Origin of the sequence: Paenibacillus phytohabitans, from assembly GCF_013141775.1 — a bacterium.
GTDB classification, from domain to species: domain Bacteria; phylum Bacillota; class Bacilli; order Paenibacillales; family Paenibacillaceae; genus Paenibacillus_AQ; species Paenibacillus_AQ phytohabitans.
In genome coordinates this window covers 1-15,207 of the sequence record NZ_WHOB01000051.1, presented here as the reverse complement: position 1 = coordinate 15,207, position 15,207 = coordinate 1, and the positions used below count along the sequence as shown (strand labels likewise).

The 15,207-nt window shown below is 41.7% G+C and carries 28 protein-coding genes; 22 read left to right on the top strand and 6 right to left on the bottom strand.

All coding sequences use genetic code 11. The features are described from left to right. The first annotated feature begins 447 nt into the window (after positions 1–447). From GC101_RS17295 to GC101_RS17285, 3 genes are all read left to right on the top strand, one after another. Positions 448–777, top strand: a complete 330-nt coding sequence (locus tag GC101_RS17295) for a hypothetical protein (RefSeq protein WP_171718254.1) — start codon at positions 448–450, stop codon at positions 775–777. A gap of 2 nt (positions 778–779) precedes the next feature. Next, positions 780–1,544, top strand: coding sequence for a GNAT family N-acetyltransferase (locus GC101_RS17290; protein ID WP_171718253.1), 765 nt, complete (start codon positions 780–782; stop codon positions 1,542–1,544). A 277-nt stretch (positions 1,545–1,821) separates the two neighbouring features. Beyond that, entirely contained in the window at positions 1,822–2,994 is a 1,173-nt protein-coding gene (locus GC101_RS17285; protein WP_171718252.1) for a hypothetical protein, read from the top strand. Positions 2,995–3,158: 164 nt separating this feature from the next. On the opposite strand, the gene GC101_RS17280 is transcribed toward GC101_RS17285, so the two are convergent. Continuing rightward, a complete protein-coding gene (locus GC101_RS17280; protein ID WP_171718251.1) occupies positions 3,159–3,572 on the bottom strand; it encodes a hypothetical protein in 414 nt (137 codons plus the stop codon). Positions 3,573–3,921: 349 nt separating this feature from the next. Between GC101_RS17280 and GC101_RS17275 the strand changes: the two genes are divergently transcribed. After that, entirely contained in the window at positions 3,922–4,152 is a 231-nt protein-coding gene (locus tag GC101_RS17275) for a hypothetical protein (protein WP_171718250.1), read from the top strand. A gap of 208 nt (positions 4,153–4,360) precedes the next feature. Here GC101_RS17275 and GC101_RS17270 read toward each other — a convergent pair whose 3' ends face one another. Next, positions 4,361–4,882: a hypothetical protein gene (locus tag GC101_RS17270; RefSeq protein WP_171718249.1), complete on the bottom strand. Its 522-nt coding sequence runs from the start codon at positions 4,880–4,882 to the stop codon at positions 4,361–4,363. Positions 4,883–4,894: 12 nt separating this feature from the next. Beyond that, on the bottom strand, positions 4,895–5,065 hold the full coding sequence (locus GC101_RS17265; protein WP_171718248.1) for a hypothetical protein: 171 nt from the start codon (positions 5,063–5,065) through the stop codon (positions 4,895–4,897). Positions 5,066–5,491: 426 nt separating this feature from the next. Between GC101_RS17265 and GC101_RS36185 the strand changes: the two genes are divergently transcribed. From GC101_RS36185 to GC101_RS17210, 11 genes are all read left to right on the top strand, one after another. Beyond that, positions 5,492–6,598 (top strand): tyrosine-type recombinase/integrase, encoded by a 1,107-nt coding sequence (locus GC101_RS36185; RefSeq protein WP_171718247.1) that lies wholly within the window; start codon positions 5,492–5,494, stop codon positions 6,596–6,598. 49 nt (positions 6,599–6,647) lie between these two features. Next, on the top strand, positions 6,648–7,082 hold the full coding sequence (locus GC101_RS17255) for a hypothetical protein (RefSeq protein ID WP_171718246.1): 435 nt from the start codon (positions 6,648–6,650) through the stop codon (positions 7,080–7,082). A gap of 37 nt (positions 7,083–7,119) precedes the next feature. Further along, on the top strand, positions 7,120–7,335 hold the full coding sequence (locus GC101_RS17250; protein ID WP_171718245.1) for a hypothetical protein: 216 nt from the start codon (positions 7,120–7,122) through the stop codon (positions 7,333–7,335). Between the two features lie 59 nt (positions 7,336–7,394). Further along, a complete protein-coding gene (locus tag GC101_RS17245) occupies positions 7,395–7,589 on the top strand; it encodes a hypothetical protein (protein ID WP_171718244.1) in 195 nt (64 codons plus the stop codon). 59 nt (positions 7,590–7,648) lie between these two features. Continuing rightward, entirely contained in the window at positions 7,649–8,155 is a 507-nt protein-coding gene (locus tag GC101_RS17240; RefSeq protein WP_171718243.1) for a hypothetical protein, read from the top strand. A gap of 97 nt (positions 8,156–8,252) precedes the next feature. Beyond that, complete coding sequence (locus tag GC101_RS17235) at positions 8,253–8,504, top strand: hypothetical protein (RefSeq protein ID WP_171718227.1); 252 nt, start codon at positions 8,253–8,255, stop codon at positions 8,502–8,504. Positions 8,505–8,763: 259 nt separating this feature from the next. Next, entirely contained in the window at positions 8,764–9,072 is a 309-nt protein-coding gene (locus tag GC101_RS17230) for a hypothetical protein (protein WP_171718242.1), read from the top strand. Between the two features lie 53 nt (positions 9,073–9,125). Beyond that, positions 9,126–9,353: a hypothetical protein gene (locus GC101_RS17225; protein ID WP_171718241.1), complete on the top strand. Its 228-nt coding sequence runs from the start codon at positions 9,126–9,128 to the stop codon at positions 9,351–9,353. 26 nt (positions 9,354–9,379) lie between these two features. Next, entirely contained in the window at positions 9,380–9,769 is a 390-nt protein-coding gene (locus tag GC101_RS17220; RefSeq protein WP_171718240.1) for a hypothetical protein, read from the top strand. A gap of 94 nt (positions 9,770–9,863) precedes the next feature. After that, the gene (locus GC101_RS17215) at positions 9,864–10,271 is read left to right on the top strand and encodes a hypothetical protein (protein WP_171718239.1); all 408 of its coding nucleotides are present in this window, start codon (positions 9,864–9,866) and stop codon (positions 10,269–10,271) included. A gap of 45 nt (positions 10,272–10,316) precedes the next feature. Continuing rightward, positions 10,317–10,502, top strand: a complete 186-nt coding sequence (locus GC101_RS17210; protein ID WP_171718238.1) for a hypothetical protein — start codon at positions 10,317–10,319, stop codon at positions 10,500–10,502. Between the two features lie 71 nt (positions 10,503–10,573). On the opposite strand, the gene GC101_RS17205 is transcribed toward GC101_RS17210, so the two are convergent. Beyond that, positions 10,574–10,816: a hypothetical protein gene (locus tag GC101_RS17205; protein WP_171718237.1), complete on the bottom strand. Its 243-nt coding sequence runs from the start codon at positions 10,814–10,816 to the stop codon at positions 10,574–10,576. A 264-nt stretch (positions 10,817–11,080) separates the two neighbouring features. Between GC101_RS17205 and GC101_RS17200 the strand changes: the two genes are divergently transcribed. From GC101_RS17200 to GC101_RS17180, 5 genes are all read left to right on the top strand, one after another. Continuing rightward, positions 11,081–11,272, top strand: a complete 192-nt coding sequence (locus GC101_RS17200) for a hypothetical protein (RefSeq protein ID WP_171718236.1) — start codon at positions 11,081–11,083, stop codon at positions 11,270–11,272. A 504-nt stretch (positions 11,273–11,776) separates the two neighbouring features. Then, entirely contained in the window at positions 11,777–12,139 is a 363-nt protein-coding gene (locus tag GC101_RS17195) for a hypothetical protein (protein WP_171718235.1), read from the top strand. Then, positions 12,136–12,663 (top strand): accessory gene regulator ArgB-like protein, encoded by a 528-nt coding sequence (locus tag GC101_RS17190; RefSeq protein WP_171718234.1) that lies wholly within the window; start codon positions 12,136–12,138, stop codon positions 12,661–12,663. The genes GC101_RS17195 and GC101_RS17190 overlap by 4 nt, the downstream gene beginning before the upstream one ends. Beyond that, entirely contained in the window at positions 12,660–12,779 is a 120-nt protein-coding gene (locus tag GC101_RS17185) for a cyclic lactone autoinducer peptide (RefSeq protein WP_171718233.1), read from the top strand. The genes GC101_RS17190 and GC101_RS17185 overlap by 4 nt, the downstream gene beginning before the upstream one ends. A gap of 11 nt (positions 12,780–12,790) precedes the next feature. Next, positions 12,791–13,171, top strand: coding sequence for a LytTR family transcriptional regulator DNA-binding domain-containing protein (locus GC101_RS17180; protein WP_171718232.1), 381 nt, complete (start codon positions 12,791–12,793; stop codon positions 13,169–13,171). Positions 13,172–13,427: 256 nt separating this feature from the next. Here the strand turns inward: GC101_RS17180 and GC101_RS17175 are convergent, their stop codons facing one another. Next, positions 13,428–13,655, bottom strand: a complete 228-nt coding sequence (locus tag GC101_RS17175) for a helix-turn-helix domain-containing protein (RefSeq protein ID WP_171718231.1) — start codon at positions 13,653–13,655, stop codon at positions 13,428–13,430. 83 nt (positions 13,656–13,738) lie between these two features. Here GC101_RS17175 and GC101_RS17170 point away from each other — a divergent pair, with 83 nt between their 5' ends. Together GC101_RS17170 and GC101_RS17165 are read left to right on the top strand one after the other, a co-directional pair. Then, positions 13,739–14,155: a LytTR family transcriptional regulator DNA-binding domain-containing protein gene (locus GC101_RS17170; RefSeq protein WP_171718230.1), complete on the top strand. Its 417-nt coding sequence runs from the start codon at positions 13,739–13,741 to the stop codon at positions 14,153–14,155. Positions 14,156–14,334: 179 nt separating this feature from the next. Further along, positions 14,335–14,637, top strand: coding sequence for a hypothetical protein (locus GC101_RS17165; RefSeq protein ID WP_171718229.1), 303 nt, complete (start codon positions 14,335–14,337; stop codon positions 14,635–14,637). 339 nt (positions 14,638–14,976) lie between these two features. On the opposite strand, the gene GC101_RS17160 is transcribed toward GC101_RS17165, so the two are convergent. After that, a partial coding sequence (locus tag GC101_RS17160) for a hypothetical protein (RefSeq protein ID WP_171718228.1) occupies positions 14,977–15,207 on the bottom strand: 231 nt, incomplete at its 5' end.

Below are 15,207 nucleotides of genomic sequence, written 5' to 3'. Positions count from 1 at the left end.
GCTGCAGATCTACTGCAGCTCCTGCCGGTGCTCTCCTGAGACCGGGAGCTCCAGAACCCGACTACCGCCGGCGCATCGATCCGGAGTGGAGTAACCAGGAGTCCATTACGCCAGTTGCAGGGCGCGTGAGGCTACCATGAATAGAGCCTTGGTTCAGACATAACCGAAGGCAATGAAAAATTCCCTTCATTATATAGGCTCATATTCTAGCGTTATAATTCTGGCATGTTCTTTTGTCTTCTTGTGTATTCCGTTTGTTCTGAGTCCGCACCGTGGTCCCGTGATCTGCAGAACGCCGGCGGCTAGGCATGAAGGGGAGCCTTCAGTACTCGTTTACAGGCCAACCGGCGCGGAGAGTTCCTAGTGATCAGCACCGCAGCAGCCGGTGCCTGATTCGAATAAATTGCTTCGTCATGAAAATGATATAACAGGGAGGTTTAGAAAATAATGATTTTCAAACATGTTAGGGAGAAATTATTGTGGAATAAATATGCTTTTCCCGTTCTGGTGAACGAATGTAATAAGGAGATAGTATTAAATGAGAATGAGGCAGTCGAATATTTAAAACAAGGTTATATTGTAATGATTGATCAAGGGGAAAACCGGAAGTTTTATAAATGGGCAGATAATAAACTTTACTGGTTGGTCCCTTTATTCAAAGAGATTAGTCCTTGGATCCTGCAAGAAAATATCGAATTAGAAGATGGCTGTCTACTATGTCGTAGTGCAGATGTTCATAAAATATTTCCATTTACAATCATGAAGTGGGGGTTCTAGTTATGGGGGTAACGTTTAAAACAACGTATAACAAAGGCGCAATAGAATATTGTGTATCTGCAAAAGTGAGTTCAATACATGAATTAACTCAGTTTACTGAGAGGGATTACAGTCAGTATGCGATAAAAAATAAAAGAATAAGCGTGCCGGTGGAGATTCTTGATCATGGTGAGAGTGTGTATACTGTTTTAAACGAATTCGATGCTGTTTATAATCATTATTCTCTTAACATTCTTGATTTCAACCCTCACATTGGTACAAGACCGAACGAGGAGGAAATCATAGTCCTTCCAAATCTTCTGAGAGAGACTGCAGATTTCTTGGGTGCATTTTTTTATTACCCGAGATCACAAGCTATAGTGATGGCTCAAGTAGCTAGATATATAACTTTTTTAATGCGGGAGTGCAGCCAAAGAGATCCTCGTGAATTTTCAAAAGAAGGGATTGACCCATCTTGGTATACACTTGGAGACACCCTAATTGTCAGCATTGAAAAGAGCGATTTTAGTGACGCTATATGGGTAACGGGATTCCAAACGATTGAAGTTTTAGAGGATGGAACCCTAAAACTCTGGTTGGCTTATGTCGTACCTGATTATCGGAAGACAGGTGTGTATGAGGCTCTACTGGCAAAAGCTGCTGACTGGGCAAAAAGTAAAGATTGTCATAAATTATCCATTGCCACAGATACAACTGATTCAAATGTCATGAATTACTTACTCACATCACGTGGATTCAAATTAGATTCAGTAACTTTCCGAAATTAATGGAAATGTAACTGTAATGCTGAATGTGAAACTGGTTCATCTATACAAATATACAAAATTAAAAACCTGTCGGGGAATTACCCCAACGGGTTTTTTCTATGTAAAGAAGTAAATCCTCAGACTGTCGGGTGCTGCGAAAAAAATTTAGATCCAGGCAAGGGGACAGTTGTTGAAGGGACACACAACTCACCTGCTATGTTGTTCCGGGAGTGTGCTCCTAATGATGAAGAGGATGAGTACTTGGAAACGATTGGGATATAACAGGAGGATGATTGTAATGGATAAGAAAACGAATTATGTGTTGTGGGTGATGTTGAGTGTCAGTTGGGTTGTATTCGAAGCCATTGTTCTCACCGTTTTGGAAAAATGGATTGATCTGACTACTGGCTCAGTAGGCGCTATCGCCACAGTGTTCTTAGTTCAAAATTTATTTACAGTTGCTTTGTTGTTTTCAGGGAGGTTGGCTTATATGATGTCTCTGCGTTTAAGCTTTGCTTTAATTGGTTTGTTTTTGGGCGGCTTCACTTTCCTTTATCAGCATTATTGGGTAGGAGTGTACGCACTTATTGTGTTTACAACTTGGACATCGTATTTGTTAATTCCTCGTATGTCTAATGTTTTGGAGATGATTAGTTCTGTAAACTCACGCGGTCAATTAATCTCACTGGTGGCATGTCTGCGTATGTTTTTACAGTTAATTTTTCTCTTGATAAGCACAAAGTATTTGCATAGTTTCACGTCGTTGTTGCTTGTGGTTCGTTGTACGCTGTACATACTTGCTCTTGCTATAATGGGCTATTACTTCTTGCGAAAGTATTTCGAGGAGGCCCTTAAACATGCAGCGTATAGCGTCACTTCAGTTAGCAAGCAGTTTAAACACATACCTTATTTTCTTTTAATGTACTTTCTTTCATATTTCCTCTTACGGGCGCTCAAACCGCTCAACCAAGAGTATGTTAAAAGTAGTTTAGATTCAGGGTTTGAGGCTAGTTTAGCTTTCAATGCTTCTTATCTGCTGGGTGGTTTTATAATTTCTTTCTGGGCGGTTAAGATTTTCCGTTGCTTACATCTTAAGCATTTTCTGTTCGCCTGTGTAGGCGTGATTTTCCTCTATTCATTTAGCTTGTATTTCGTTTATCCTAGTTTCTGGTTATATGGATTGATGCTAATTTTAGGTGTTGTTAATTACGGCATAACAAATCACATTAGCATTCATATTCACTTAAATTATTCAGGTTCGCAATTGGCCACATATTCCCGGATGTTTTATATCATTCCTTACATTAGTGCGTCTTTGTCATTATTCGTGTTTGGTGGTTTGAGCATGGGCGGGTTATCGTATATGCTAGTTGCTTTGCTAGCTAGTAGTGTGGGCTTGTTATTCATGGTTCAGCGTTCAAGCGTTCAAAAAAACTTACTCACACAGGAAGCGCTTCATGAGTATTTGTAGGCTATGGTGGTGTGAATTAGCTGGCCATGAAAATAGTTATAGGGAAGTGGAGCAGATATGTGGGTAGTAGTTCTTGTCCTTCTAAGTCTAGTGATGTTCGCACTAGAGAGCAATATATTTAAAGATGCATGTGGGGAAGGTAGTATTCATGATTCTTCCGTATATTATTTCCTCCAATCATTAATTTTGTTAGTAATCGGAATTCCCATGCTAGATGTATCAATAATATCTGTATTTTCCAATCCGTTATTGTACTTATTGATATTAACAGAAACGTTATCGACTTTTGGCATATTAATAGTTCTTAGAGATACCAATGCCACAATATCGGTAGCAATACTTGCAGTTGCCAACATGTCCGCATCCTTGTTATTAAATTTAGCAGCTTGGCCTATGATCTTAATAAACATAGCATGCATAGGCGTATATTGTTTACAGAGCAAGAACTCCTTAAGTAAAAGGAGTTGGACTGCGAGCATAGTATTGATATTCGTACCCTCTTTGATATCTGCAAGTTTACTCACAACCTTCACAGATGCGTATGGAAATGCGATGGCTTTGTTTGGCCTATCCCTCATAGTACCTTCTGCTGTATGGTTTGTATTTAGTATTCGTAGGTTGTCAATAAAACAAAGTGTTCCCTATATACGAGCTGCGGGAGTGTCAGGGGGGGCTGCGTATTTGTGTTTTTATGCATTTTCCGTTACAGATCATCCTGCAGTATTATTAGTTGCTCTATCATTCGAAGCCGTCATAACGGAACTTGTTGCATATCTATTTAAAAATCAAAATAACCTATCTTTGGGCAGGAAATCAAAGTTGCAGATGGCCAGCCTATCTGCATTTTGTATTTCATCTGTGATCAGCATGATTTTATTTCAGTATGTGATAGTTTAGTCATAATAAATAAAAAAGGAGCCAATCAAAATGGCATTAGTATTAAGTGGCGTTATTAAAAGTACAACTTATTATGGAAACTACCCAGAGAAAATGTCTGCATATCATTTGGAAACACTAGTGGAATTTTTATCAATTGAATTAGTACCAGAGCGCCCCTTTATGCAAGTCCTACCTTTTAAAGAATTTTGCATAGCAATGCATTTTGAATCAGCTATACGATCAATTGGACAAGATTGGCTGACAAATCTTATTGAATAACCTGATCATAATTACGTTGCAAAAAGCATGCTTTTTGAGACTATAGGATGAGTAACCAGGAGTTCATTACGCCAGCTGCAGGACGCGTGAGGCTGCCATGAAAGTTCAAGTGTTATAATTCTGGGTTGCTCTATACACAAGAAGGACCACTTCATAATGGAAAGTGGCCCTTCTTGTGTGTTCTGTTTGATCTACATCATCATTCAATTTAGATTATTAGCGATTCAATGAGTCGCAGGAAGGTGTCTGCATCTACGTTTCCAAAGTGAGCTTCTGTAATTTGATTCACCGATAACGCATGTGTCCCTTCAGGCTGGGTACTGCCCTCCCGGACGAACAGGTGCATTTCGCTGTAGGCGACAAAAGATTCCAAATCATCACCCTCGAACTCAAACCAAACGCCCTGATCCTCGGTATCCTTTGCCGTAGCCTTCACGCCGGTTAACGCTTCATTGCCACGGTTCCAAAAAAAAGTGAGACGTTCACCTTCCTTGAATGTAAACTTTTTCATATCGCAGCTCCTTTGGATTTGGATGGGCCACCCCTCCCTGCATGGTTCCGAATTGCGAGCTAAGGCTCCAACCACCATAAAGGCTCTGTTCAGGATGTGTTGAGCGCCTGCATTTTCGTTTAGAGCATCCATGCTGGCCAAGCTGCTGATCTTCAGGACCTCATCCGCCGTCAACACTCTACCCAGCGCCTGCTCCAAATGATCGAACGAGATATTCATGACCCTTCCTCCTTAGTCTGCCTCATACGCGTTCCGAGCTTCTCCGATCGTAACCAGATCGAACTGCCTGCGGATCGCCTGCAAAAGTACCTCTGTTTCCTGTTCACTGTACCCCAGTTCGGCGGCCCCCAGCAGGGCATAGCCTAAACATGCGCTGTTTCCCCATTGACCCTGTTCACTCATATCCCGATCCACCAGGGAGCGCAGGTAGTCCGAGCGGTTTTGCTTTGCTTTCCCATCCAGATGATTCCACATTTTTTCCGGCAGGGTAAGGGAAACCTTTTGCGTGATTCCAAGCGAAGGTCGTCCCATCCGTTTAAGGGGAAGGACCAATGTACCGGTAGCCAGATCGTGCCGGCAATCCACACACAAGACGACGCGTTCGCCTTTGGACAAAAAAACAGTTGTATCGTTTTGGCTTCCGCAGTTCATGCAAACCATCATGCTTCACTCCACATTTTAAGTTACTTAAAGTATATGACTTTAGGTAACCTAAAGTCAAGGAAGCCGGATAGGAATCGCCGCGAAAAATAAGGTCACAGAAGATACCTTCTGTGGCTCTTTTATGATATAATAGAAGCAGATACATACTTCAAGAGGTGAACTTAAGTGACGAAAAAAGGGACACAGAAGGTTATGAGCTTGTACGATCCGGAAGTGGACCAGCTCACAGCATGGAAAGAGCGTTTTATGGAGGAGGAGATCCGCGGGGATCGTTCAGAAAACATTGTGGCCAAAATTGATCTTCAGCTGCAGCGTTTCATCGAATTCTTCCGGAAACGCTACGGGCATGAACGTGTCACCGCAGTAACCAAACGTGACGTAAAAGCTTGGGTTGATTTTCTGTATGAGGAGGGCAAGGAACCAGGGGTAGGATTCGCAGCTTCAACCGTAAACAATCATAAAAATCATCTTTCGCTTTTTATGGGCTGGCTGCACGAGCAACGTCCTCATCTACTTCCTGAAGATCCGACCAAGGGAAAAGGTATGCGAGACATTCAGCTGCCGGTTCCGGAAGTAAGGGCTTTAACCGAGGCGCAGCTGCGCTCATTGATTAATCTCCTGGACCGATTGGAACGGTTTTACGTGCTGAAGGGTAGAGCCTCTGCAATCGATCCAAACCCTCCGTTGAGAAAGAATGCCCGGCCAAAACGAGATCGTGCCATCGTGTACTTATTATTGGCTACCGGTATCCGGCGTGAAATGCTGGTGAACTTAGATCTCGACCAGCTGCAGCCCAATGATCCGGACCTACTACGAATCGGTAGGGTTTTTAAGCTAAACCGTATAAAAGGGAAGGGACGCACCGAATCCCGGAAGACAGTCATTGATAAGGATGCCAGAGAGGCATTAGCAGATTACCTGGAATTCGAAAGACCGCTAGATGCTCAGCCTAATTCAAAAGCTTTATTCATCAGCGGGCCAACTGCCAATGAAGGAACCGGCCGGCTCAGTGTAGGACGCATTAATCGGATTCTGAAGAAAATCGGTAGCTGGCATGATGCGGAGCAATCAGATCCGGAGCGTAAGATTCAGCCTCTGGCCCCACATGATTTCCGGCATACCTATGCGGTCTATCTGGCGATCCGGACCGGTTACTCCAAGATCATCCTGCAGCGTGAGCTGGGACATGCCAATGACCGGTATCTGGAGACGTATACCAACTTTCCGGATGAAGTGGTGGAAGGGTATCAGGACGAGAACAGGAACCGGTGAGCTGCAGGCGGCGCGGATCGATATTTTGAGTTAAGGGAGTGGAAGGGTTATGAAGCTGACACATGAGCAAATAAACTACATGCTTGATACGTATGGTGATCTCAAGGGGACTGTCCTTAAAAGAAGGAATGATCTTGATGAAATAGCCGAAATGTTTGACTGGAACCCGGAGGATGGTGATTATCCGCCTCATGCTATGTATCTCGATGAAATCAGAAAAATACTCCAGGAGCTTGATACCATGGAGAAATTTTGGGTTGAAGAATATAAGCTGGGCTTCTTAGAAGAGGATGGAAATGTTACAAGTAGAGGGGGTCAATTATTTTATGAAGAACTGATCCAGAAAGGGAATAAGGATGATTGTAGTGTAGTGACGAAAATACTTATTAAAAATCTATTAAATTCCAACTTAGAAGAATCTGATAAAGAGCATCAAATTCAACTTATTAAGCAGGCTGCTGAATCCATCTGCAATTCAAAGTGAATTGTAGACGCATACGGCACAATAGGAGGGTATTGGGATGGGGATTAAATTTGAATTAGAAGATTTTGAGCAAGCAGTTATTAGAGTTGCTTTAGTACAGCTAATTGGAGAGTTTGAAAGGGTTCTTGGTTTTGAATCTAATAGTGAGAAAGACAAAGAGCTTTGGTCGCGCAGACTAGAAGAGTCTAAAAGTGCTTTTAAAAAAATTAACGAGGGAAGGACAATTGAGGAATACCGTGATCTTGTGAAATGAATAGTACGAAGATACTGAACCATTGACGCATATAGCGAAACGAGAAAGGGTGAAGTGAAATGGCAAAGGAACTAGACGCTAGGCAGATTGGCTTTATTGAAGGCGTTGCATATGCCGCAGGACTTGTCAGACGTTTCGGCAGTGATTCAGAGCAAATTTTTAAAGAATCTGGCATCACTGAGGAAGAGCTGAGAAAGTATGTGGACGATTACGATTTAGAAAACCTGGGGCTGATTAACCAAGAAGACGAGTAATGCACAGTACGAAGACACGATGAACAATAACGAATATATATTTCATGAGGAGAATCAATATGTATGGAAAAATTAAAACAAACGAGGAATTAACCCAGGAGGACGTCAACGTTAAGAAAGAAGCTTCTGAATGTCATGAAAAGGTTGTGCAGATAGCAAGAGAGGCTTTTGAGGCGGAATTTCCCAAAGTCATAAATGATGAATATATTAATGATTGTTTACGTCTAAATTTAGAGAGAGGTGCAAAAGAGATAGTGATTACCATAAGTTGGAAGGTTTTTGGACATTTCTATATTGAAAAAGCTATTCTCCGTCATTTTTATAAATATTCTCTCTTTGGTGTTTTTTACTTCGGGCAAACTAAATTGAAAAATCTTCAAATTAAAAAATTGATTAAACGAGCTGAAAATGAAGTCGGTATAAAGCCAACCCCACAAGAAATTGTGGAAAGCAGCAAAGTGGTTAAAACATTGATTTCACAACTTCAGGATTCGGGGTATCAGGTAGAAATGATTCACAAAAAGGAGATATATGACACTTCGATTCTAAAAGTGAAATTCGTATGACAGGGTGTTTAGAGAATAATCTTGATTTGGGTTACCTATTGTTGCCCAAAATGGAGTTAATGCTTCATGCGCAGTACGAAGAAAGGGGGAATGAAAAATGAACAACCGATATAACACCGCTGATCATCGTGCAGATGTGGCATTACCAGACAGTGAACGAACTGATAAACCGATCAAGTTTCGGGCAACAAAGGATATTTATTGGGATGATTGGGGACACATGCGCCGGGTATTCGTTAAAGGCCGGATTTATGAAGGCGTTAAGCATTCAAGCGGAAATATTTCGGGGTACAGCCCATATTACGATGTGAGTGATGGTTTAGATCCGGGCGAGTACGAACTGGTTTAATGCAAGGTACGAAGATACTGAACCATTGACGCATATTGCGAAGGAAGGTGAATGAGTTGGAACCAGGAGACCGTGTCAATTATAGGCTAGACATATTACGTGGACTTGGAACCGTGGTTGCCATTTCAAAAAGCGGAAAATCTGCACTTGTACAATGGCCGAACCCATACAATTACTTAAGTCTGAGAAAACCTGCATGGTACAAATTATCAAATCTTCATGATTGACGCATATGACGTAACAGAAGGAGCTTCAAGCTATGGATAAGGAAGCAGAGCTTGCCAGTAAATGGTGTAACGCCAACAAAGGATGGCAGCCTATTTTTGATATAGGTAACGGTGCGGATCATTTATACGTCCAGTGGGAGGAACTTCCTGCAAAGGAAAGACGTAAGTGGGGCAACAATGGGTTTAGAAGTGCTGCAAAGGAATGTTGGGAGGAATTCGGGACAAAAAATTGTAAAGTTCCATATGGTTTTATTGCTTCTGATGGTAATTTTTACACGATGCAAGAATTCTCAGGGTTATCATTAAATGGAGTGATGGTTTTTAAAACGGATGCTATATAGCATGAAAAGATAGTACCAGTAAGACGCAAACTGCACAGGAAGGAGTTGAAGGTATGGAAGTAGCAGATCCGGGTGAAGCAAAGTTTCTCGCCAGTCTGAAAAAGATGATTCGGACAGCGAACAATGCTGCTGAGCGTATGAACTATCAGCATGGGCAGATAGAATTAGGCGCTATTGCACGGGTAATGGATGCCCAAATTATAGAATCTGTACCTCCGGGAGTAGAACGAGTAATAGGGGCTTATTATGAGCGGGTGACCGGCCGCAAGGCATACTACTGACGCATATAGCGAAGGAGAGATTATTTATGGCTACAGCCAAGTATAAAACTGTTGGAGATTCGTGCGGTGATTGTGGGAGTAATTTGCAGGAAATTTTAGACGGCCCAATGATGAATCATCTGTTTTGTTTGGAATGTATGTACAAGCTTCCAGAAGACCAATTTGAACGTGAAATGAGAGCACACTTAGAGTACGAAATACCGGAAGTATATAACAGGCTGAATGAAGTAAAAAAACAACATCAGTCCGGCGGGGAATTGCACTCTAGGGACACCGAATGGCTTATTCATCAAGCAGAAACGCTGGCACTAATTGCAAACCGTTGGGTTGAGATCGAAAAATCTGGAACCAAAGAACAAGCAGACGATTTCTATACTTTTGTGCAGGATACGTTATCATTCGAAAAAATCTGTTAATGCACAGTACTAGAGTACCGAGCCGTTAACGCATATGGCGTATCAGAATGGCTGGGGTTGACGCATACCGCGTAATAGAAGGGTGGTATAGATAATGTCAAAAAAAGAGTATAGTGGGCGAAAGTTTAATCCTAAAATTTTCTTGGAACAAATAGTAAAGGAAGGAAATGCCGAGTCTGTTGCTCTACCGAAAGATCCTAAAGAAGCTAAGAAGGTTTTAAATGATATTATGATTAATTATCCTATGAAATATCATATGTGCATTGGCTGCGGCCGTACATATGCTCCAAATGAAAAATGCCCAGGTTGTGGCCAGAAGGAGGTTGAGGTTATGAAGTGGATTTTGGTTAACAGTTTGCCGTACACACATGAATTTGAGCTGGACGGTGATGATACAGTGCAGCTTAAATTATCATGTCGTGAATCAGATATTATGCATAAGCTGCGTTTAACCTTTGGGAGTGATGCGGAAGCCGATTTAAGCATGTTAGAGCCGGAATGATAGACCGTATATAGGAAGTATCAATATGAATAAGGAGTGTGCTAAATGATTACTAAATTAATTGATTTATCGCTACATGAGTCGGTTTGGAAGGCGCTTGAACAAGATATTGAAGCATCCGGAGGAAACGTTAATATAGCAGAACTGTTACGTGCAGTAGTAACGGAATCCTATTGGAGCAAGATGGAGCTAATGGGACTAGAATTACCGGTTTACAAAGGGTCAAGATAATTGCTTAAGCAAATCAGCTGGATGTAGGTCCACCAGCCATCTGCAGGACCGCGGCAACGGTCTCGCCCTGGTTAATAATTGGTCACCGGCTGCGCGCGGATCCGCAGCCGCAGCGGTAGACGTTCTTCCGGAGGCCGGTGCGCGCCGGTTGGCCACACTGCCATCCGCAGATCTACCGCAGCTGCTGCCGGTGCTCTCCTGGATGCCGGTAAGCCCCAGTACCTGGCTGCCGCCGGTGCAGCGATCGATAACTCGCCGGGGGCCACCAGCCGCCTGCAGGACCCGGTAACGGTCTCGCCCTGGTTAATGGTCACCGGCTGCGCGCGGATCCGCAGCCGCAGCGGTAGACGTTCTTCCGGAGGCCGCTGAGCCCCAGTACCCGGCTACGGCCGATGCATCGATCGATAACTCGCGGGTGATTCACCAACCCGCCTGCAGGAGCCGGCACATGCTTTGCCCAGGCTGATGTATTTAAAATAAGTAAGTTCATCAATGAAAAGGGTGGATGAATTTTTGAAATTGGTTGTGTTAGGTGTAATTAATCTCTGAAGGCTGCTGCAGAGAAAGGGGAGGAAGTTATGTTTGAGAAATTACCAATGTGGAAGGATGAAAACCCCATTACATATGAAAAACAGCAAATTTCAATGAAGTTAGGAAAAATGCGAAGACAACTGAATGCAAATCAGAAGGAAATCAAAGCTCTTGAAGAGCGTTATAATATCTTGGAGGCAGAAAAGTCCAAAAAAAAGAACGGAATAAACGATGTATAATAAACTTAATGAGAGTACGGAAATATAAAAACAATAAACTTTATTAAACCGTTGGCCATAGCTAACGGTTTTTAAATGTATTTTCACTTCGGATATCTGATCAATATAGGTACTATTTTACTTTATGATGCTCAAGGAATTATGCCATTATAGAGAGAACTTTTTACTATACTCAGGTGGGCATAAAGAATTATAATTAATGCGTTGAATGAAAATTATGTCAGGCGGTGCTATGTGTTGTTTTTGTCATTGGAACCTTTATGGTTCATGGTGTTTTCAAATCTGGAGGGGATTGCTTGGTGTGGATTATGTATGGTGATTTTCAGGTATAAGCCTTTAGAATACTTTTGGCCGATTTTAACTGTAGTCACCATTATGAATCTTCAAAGTTTCTTGTTACGAAATGAACTCGAATTATCCTACATGGTCCCAGCAATAAATGTAATATTTTTTGTGCTCTTATTTGCTACGGTTTTACGTGTACCTTTGTTTGGAGCAATTAGCATGACGGTTGTAGGCTTGATAAGCTTCGTTTTAATACAAACCGTAATAGCTATACTCATTTTCGGATCGGTGGCTTCTGCACAGGCATCAACTGTTAGTGGGTATCAGCTTCAAGCAATAACTGCGCTAATTGTAGGAGCAATTTCATGGTTGTTATACTACTATGGCTATGGATTCTCATACGATTTCGAGAATGCAAGGTTTCGATATGAAAGGACAACCGTTATTTTTATAATGGTAATCTTTATGGTTATTGCCACAATTGTTCTTTATTTGAATGATCTTTGGATTAATATACCATTATTTGGTGCGGGTTTGTTGTTTTTTCTGAGATATGCAAATAAGAAGGAGAGAGATTATTGATTGATGCAATGGCGGGGAGAATGGCTGCAGGAATAAAGAAACGTTCTCCAGAGCATCCTGCTTCTTTAGAAGTGCTTAAACATTCATTAGCAATTTTAATAAATACTTTTTCTATAATGGTTTTAAGTCTGGTTATTGGTTTAGTGACAAGGAGAGTAAGTGAGGTGATTGTCGTCCTTGTAGCATTCGCACTGCTTCGAATGGTATCGGGAGGCTTGCATCTTAAGTCAGGCACTTGGTGTGTGATCGTCACTACGCTGGGCGTGTCGGTATTATCTCAGGTCGCCCTAATCCCGGTTATTGTTGCTTGGATTACTACGATATCCTTAGTATTGGCTGCGATTTTTTCGCCAACTGATTTGCGTAAACAATCTCGCATTTCTGTACGGTTTTATCCTCTATTAAAAGTTATTTCAGTTGTCATGGTTGCCAGTAACTATTTTTTTTCATCATCAACAATTGCCGTTAGTTTTCTACTTCAAACACTTTTGTTGATTCCTTGGAAGGTGGTGGACAATAAATGAAAACAAAATGGTACCGTCTTTCGAGTTTGCTTGCTGCATTCGCTGTTATTACTGTGACTCCGGCAAGTGTATTTTACATCTATGGTGGTGATGCCCCCGAAGAACTCTTAAAATAGGAGTGGAAGCTATGGATATATTGTCAGTAGCTAAAGACACTGAAGGAGTCAGTGGGCTTTATCAATTACCAGTTAAAGAGATAGCTTTTATGTTATACGATAAGACAATTAACAGGGTGGTCGTGCATACTCCTGATAATAATTACTACACAATGGGGACGTTAGCCTTCTGGCAAGAAGGACTTGCAAAAAACGGCCACCGCTTTATGTGGGTTGACAGAACAAATGTTGTGAATATTGACTGTATAAAAGTAATGGATACCACGCGGAATATAGCTTATTTCGATGCTATTCCAAACAAAAACTCCAAGAAGTGTACACTTACAAGAGGTAGATTCTTAGAGGTTGTAGAAAGATTGGGAGCATTTAAAACTATACAAGAACATATATAATAATCGGAGCTGCAATAAAAAGCAGCTCTTTTTTTATGCAGTGCGAAAGTATAACACAACCATTCTGTCGAATGTAGTCGAAATTTGAAGCCCTGGTTTGTACTTTTCATCTAGATGAAAGTTTGTTGCTATGTATTATGATATGGAGTTTAATAGAACTAAATCAGCCGATGAAATGCATTTGACATAAACATAAAATTCTGTATTGTGAAATTATCCTCGTTGGGGAGTAAAATAATTTACTCCGGCCTGAGCATTACTTTTTCCATTCGTAAAGCTTTTTCTCAGTGGTTTTTAGTGCAATAGCTACGGCTCGTAGTTGCAATGCCGACATATGTCTTACATTTGTTTCACACAAAGAGATCATTGATACGGATATTTTAAGTCCGGTTTTTTCAAGGATCCTGTCGGATAACTGCTTTTGCGTTAAACCTCTAGATAGGCGAATGGGCTGCATCAGGCTCTTCCCGTAGGATAGCGCCATAATACCTCCTGATGGTTAAATTAGTTAGAAGGTGATTGATAGCATTATAACATAAGAAAAAAGTAAAGTATGGAGGTATTAAGATGTATCTGACAGTTACCGAGGATGAACAGGGTGCTGGTTTACAGCAAGTAGCAATAGAAGAAATTCTCTACATGCAGTTTGATAATGGCATTTTAATAGCAGTATATACTGAAAACGGAAACTTTTTTACTGTTGGCCCATTGAGATTTTGGGAGGCGGTATTCAGAAAGGCTAATCTAAATTTCATCCGATTAGATCGAGGTATATTAGCTAATTTGGATAAGATAAAGGTAGTGGATTCTGATTATAAAATAGCTTATTTTGATGATTTTATAAGCGGTGCGACAAAGCGTTGCACTATGTCTATGTCAGGATACAGAACTTTTTGTGATGTAAGTGGCCTTAAGTATAAATCTAAAAGCAGTAGCGATATTAAATTGATTAAGGGCTTGTCCTGGCAGACAGCCCTTAAGTAAAAAATATTTATAAAAATTTCACTTATAATGTATCATACTTCTATATTAGAAGTGACGATTTTCAACCGCCAAATCACCGTTGACAAGCTTCAGCGGCGGCGATAAATGTGAATTAGAAAGTGATTGGTCATTTATACTTTTTTCTAGTATAAAAGGGAAGCATGGGGAGAGAAATATAAGTGGAGATAATAAAAAGGATTATAGAAAATAGAACTGCTAAAATATTCGATGGATTTTTTGAAAACGAAAGTGGCGGACGTTTTGAGGACTTTATGAGAAAAATTCAGTCAATACCGGCAATTTCTTCAGAGAACATTATTAATCTTGAAGAAATATTTCTAAACCATACCAGAGAAGTACTCGATATAAGCTATGAGCTGGGCTTTGTGGAAGGAAGACAGTTAAATAAAAACGGGAACGTTGATATTATTATTCTAAATAATACTCATATGAGTGGAAGTGAAGAAAAAAATTTAGCGTGATTAAAAGTATTTTAAAAAAAGGATGGTTGATTACTCAACCATCCTTTTTTTTGTTGAATACTTTTTGGGTATCTTTAGGGAATCTTGTTTGGCGGTGGCAATCTGGTGGGTTCAGCTGTGGTGGATAGCTTGTGTCGACCATTCCCCACAAGGTTACTGTGTTCCTGCAGACGGATCAGTGGCCACCAGCGAACTACTGATCGATGCGCAGACGGCAGCCGGGTACTAAAGCTCAACGGCTGCCACCGGCGTACCGGTGGCAGCCGTTCCGATGTACCAGCCTCCGGAAGAATGTCTGCCGCCGCAGCACTACAGGCGGACCGGTGGACCCCCGGCGAGTTATCGATCGCTCTGCTCCGGTGGCAGCTGGGTACTGGGTTCACCGGCATCCAGGGAGACCGGCAGCAGCTGCGGTAGATCTGCAGCCGGCAGTGTGGCCAAGCGGCGCGAACCGGGCACACCGGCCTCCGGAAGAACGTCTACTGCAGCAGCTGCGGATCCGCGCGCAGCCGGCGACCAATGAACCAGGGCGAGACCGTTGCCGGGCTCTTGCAGGCGGGCCAGTGGATC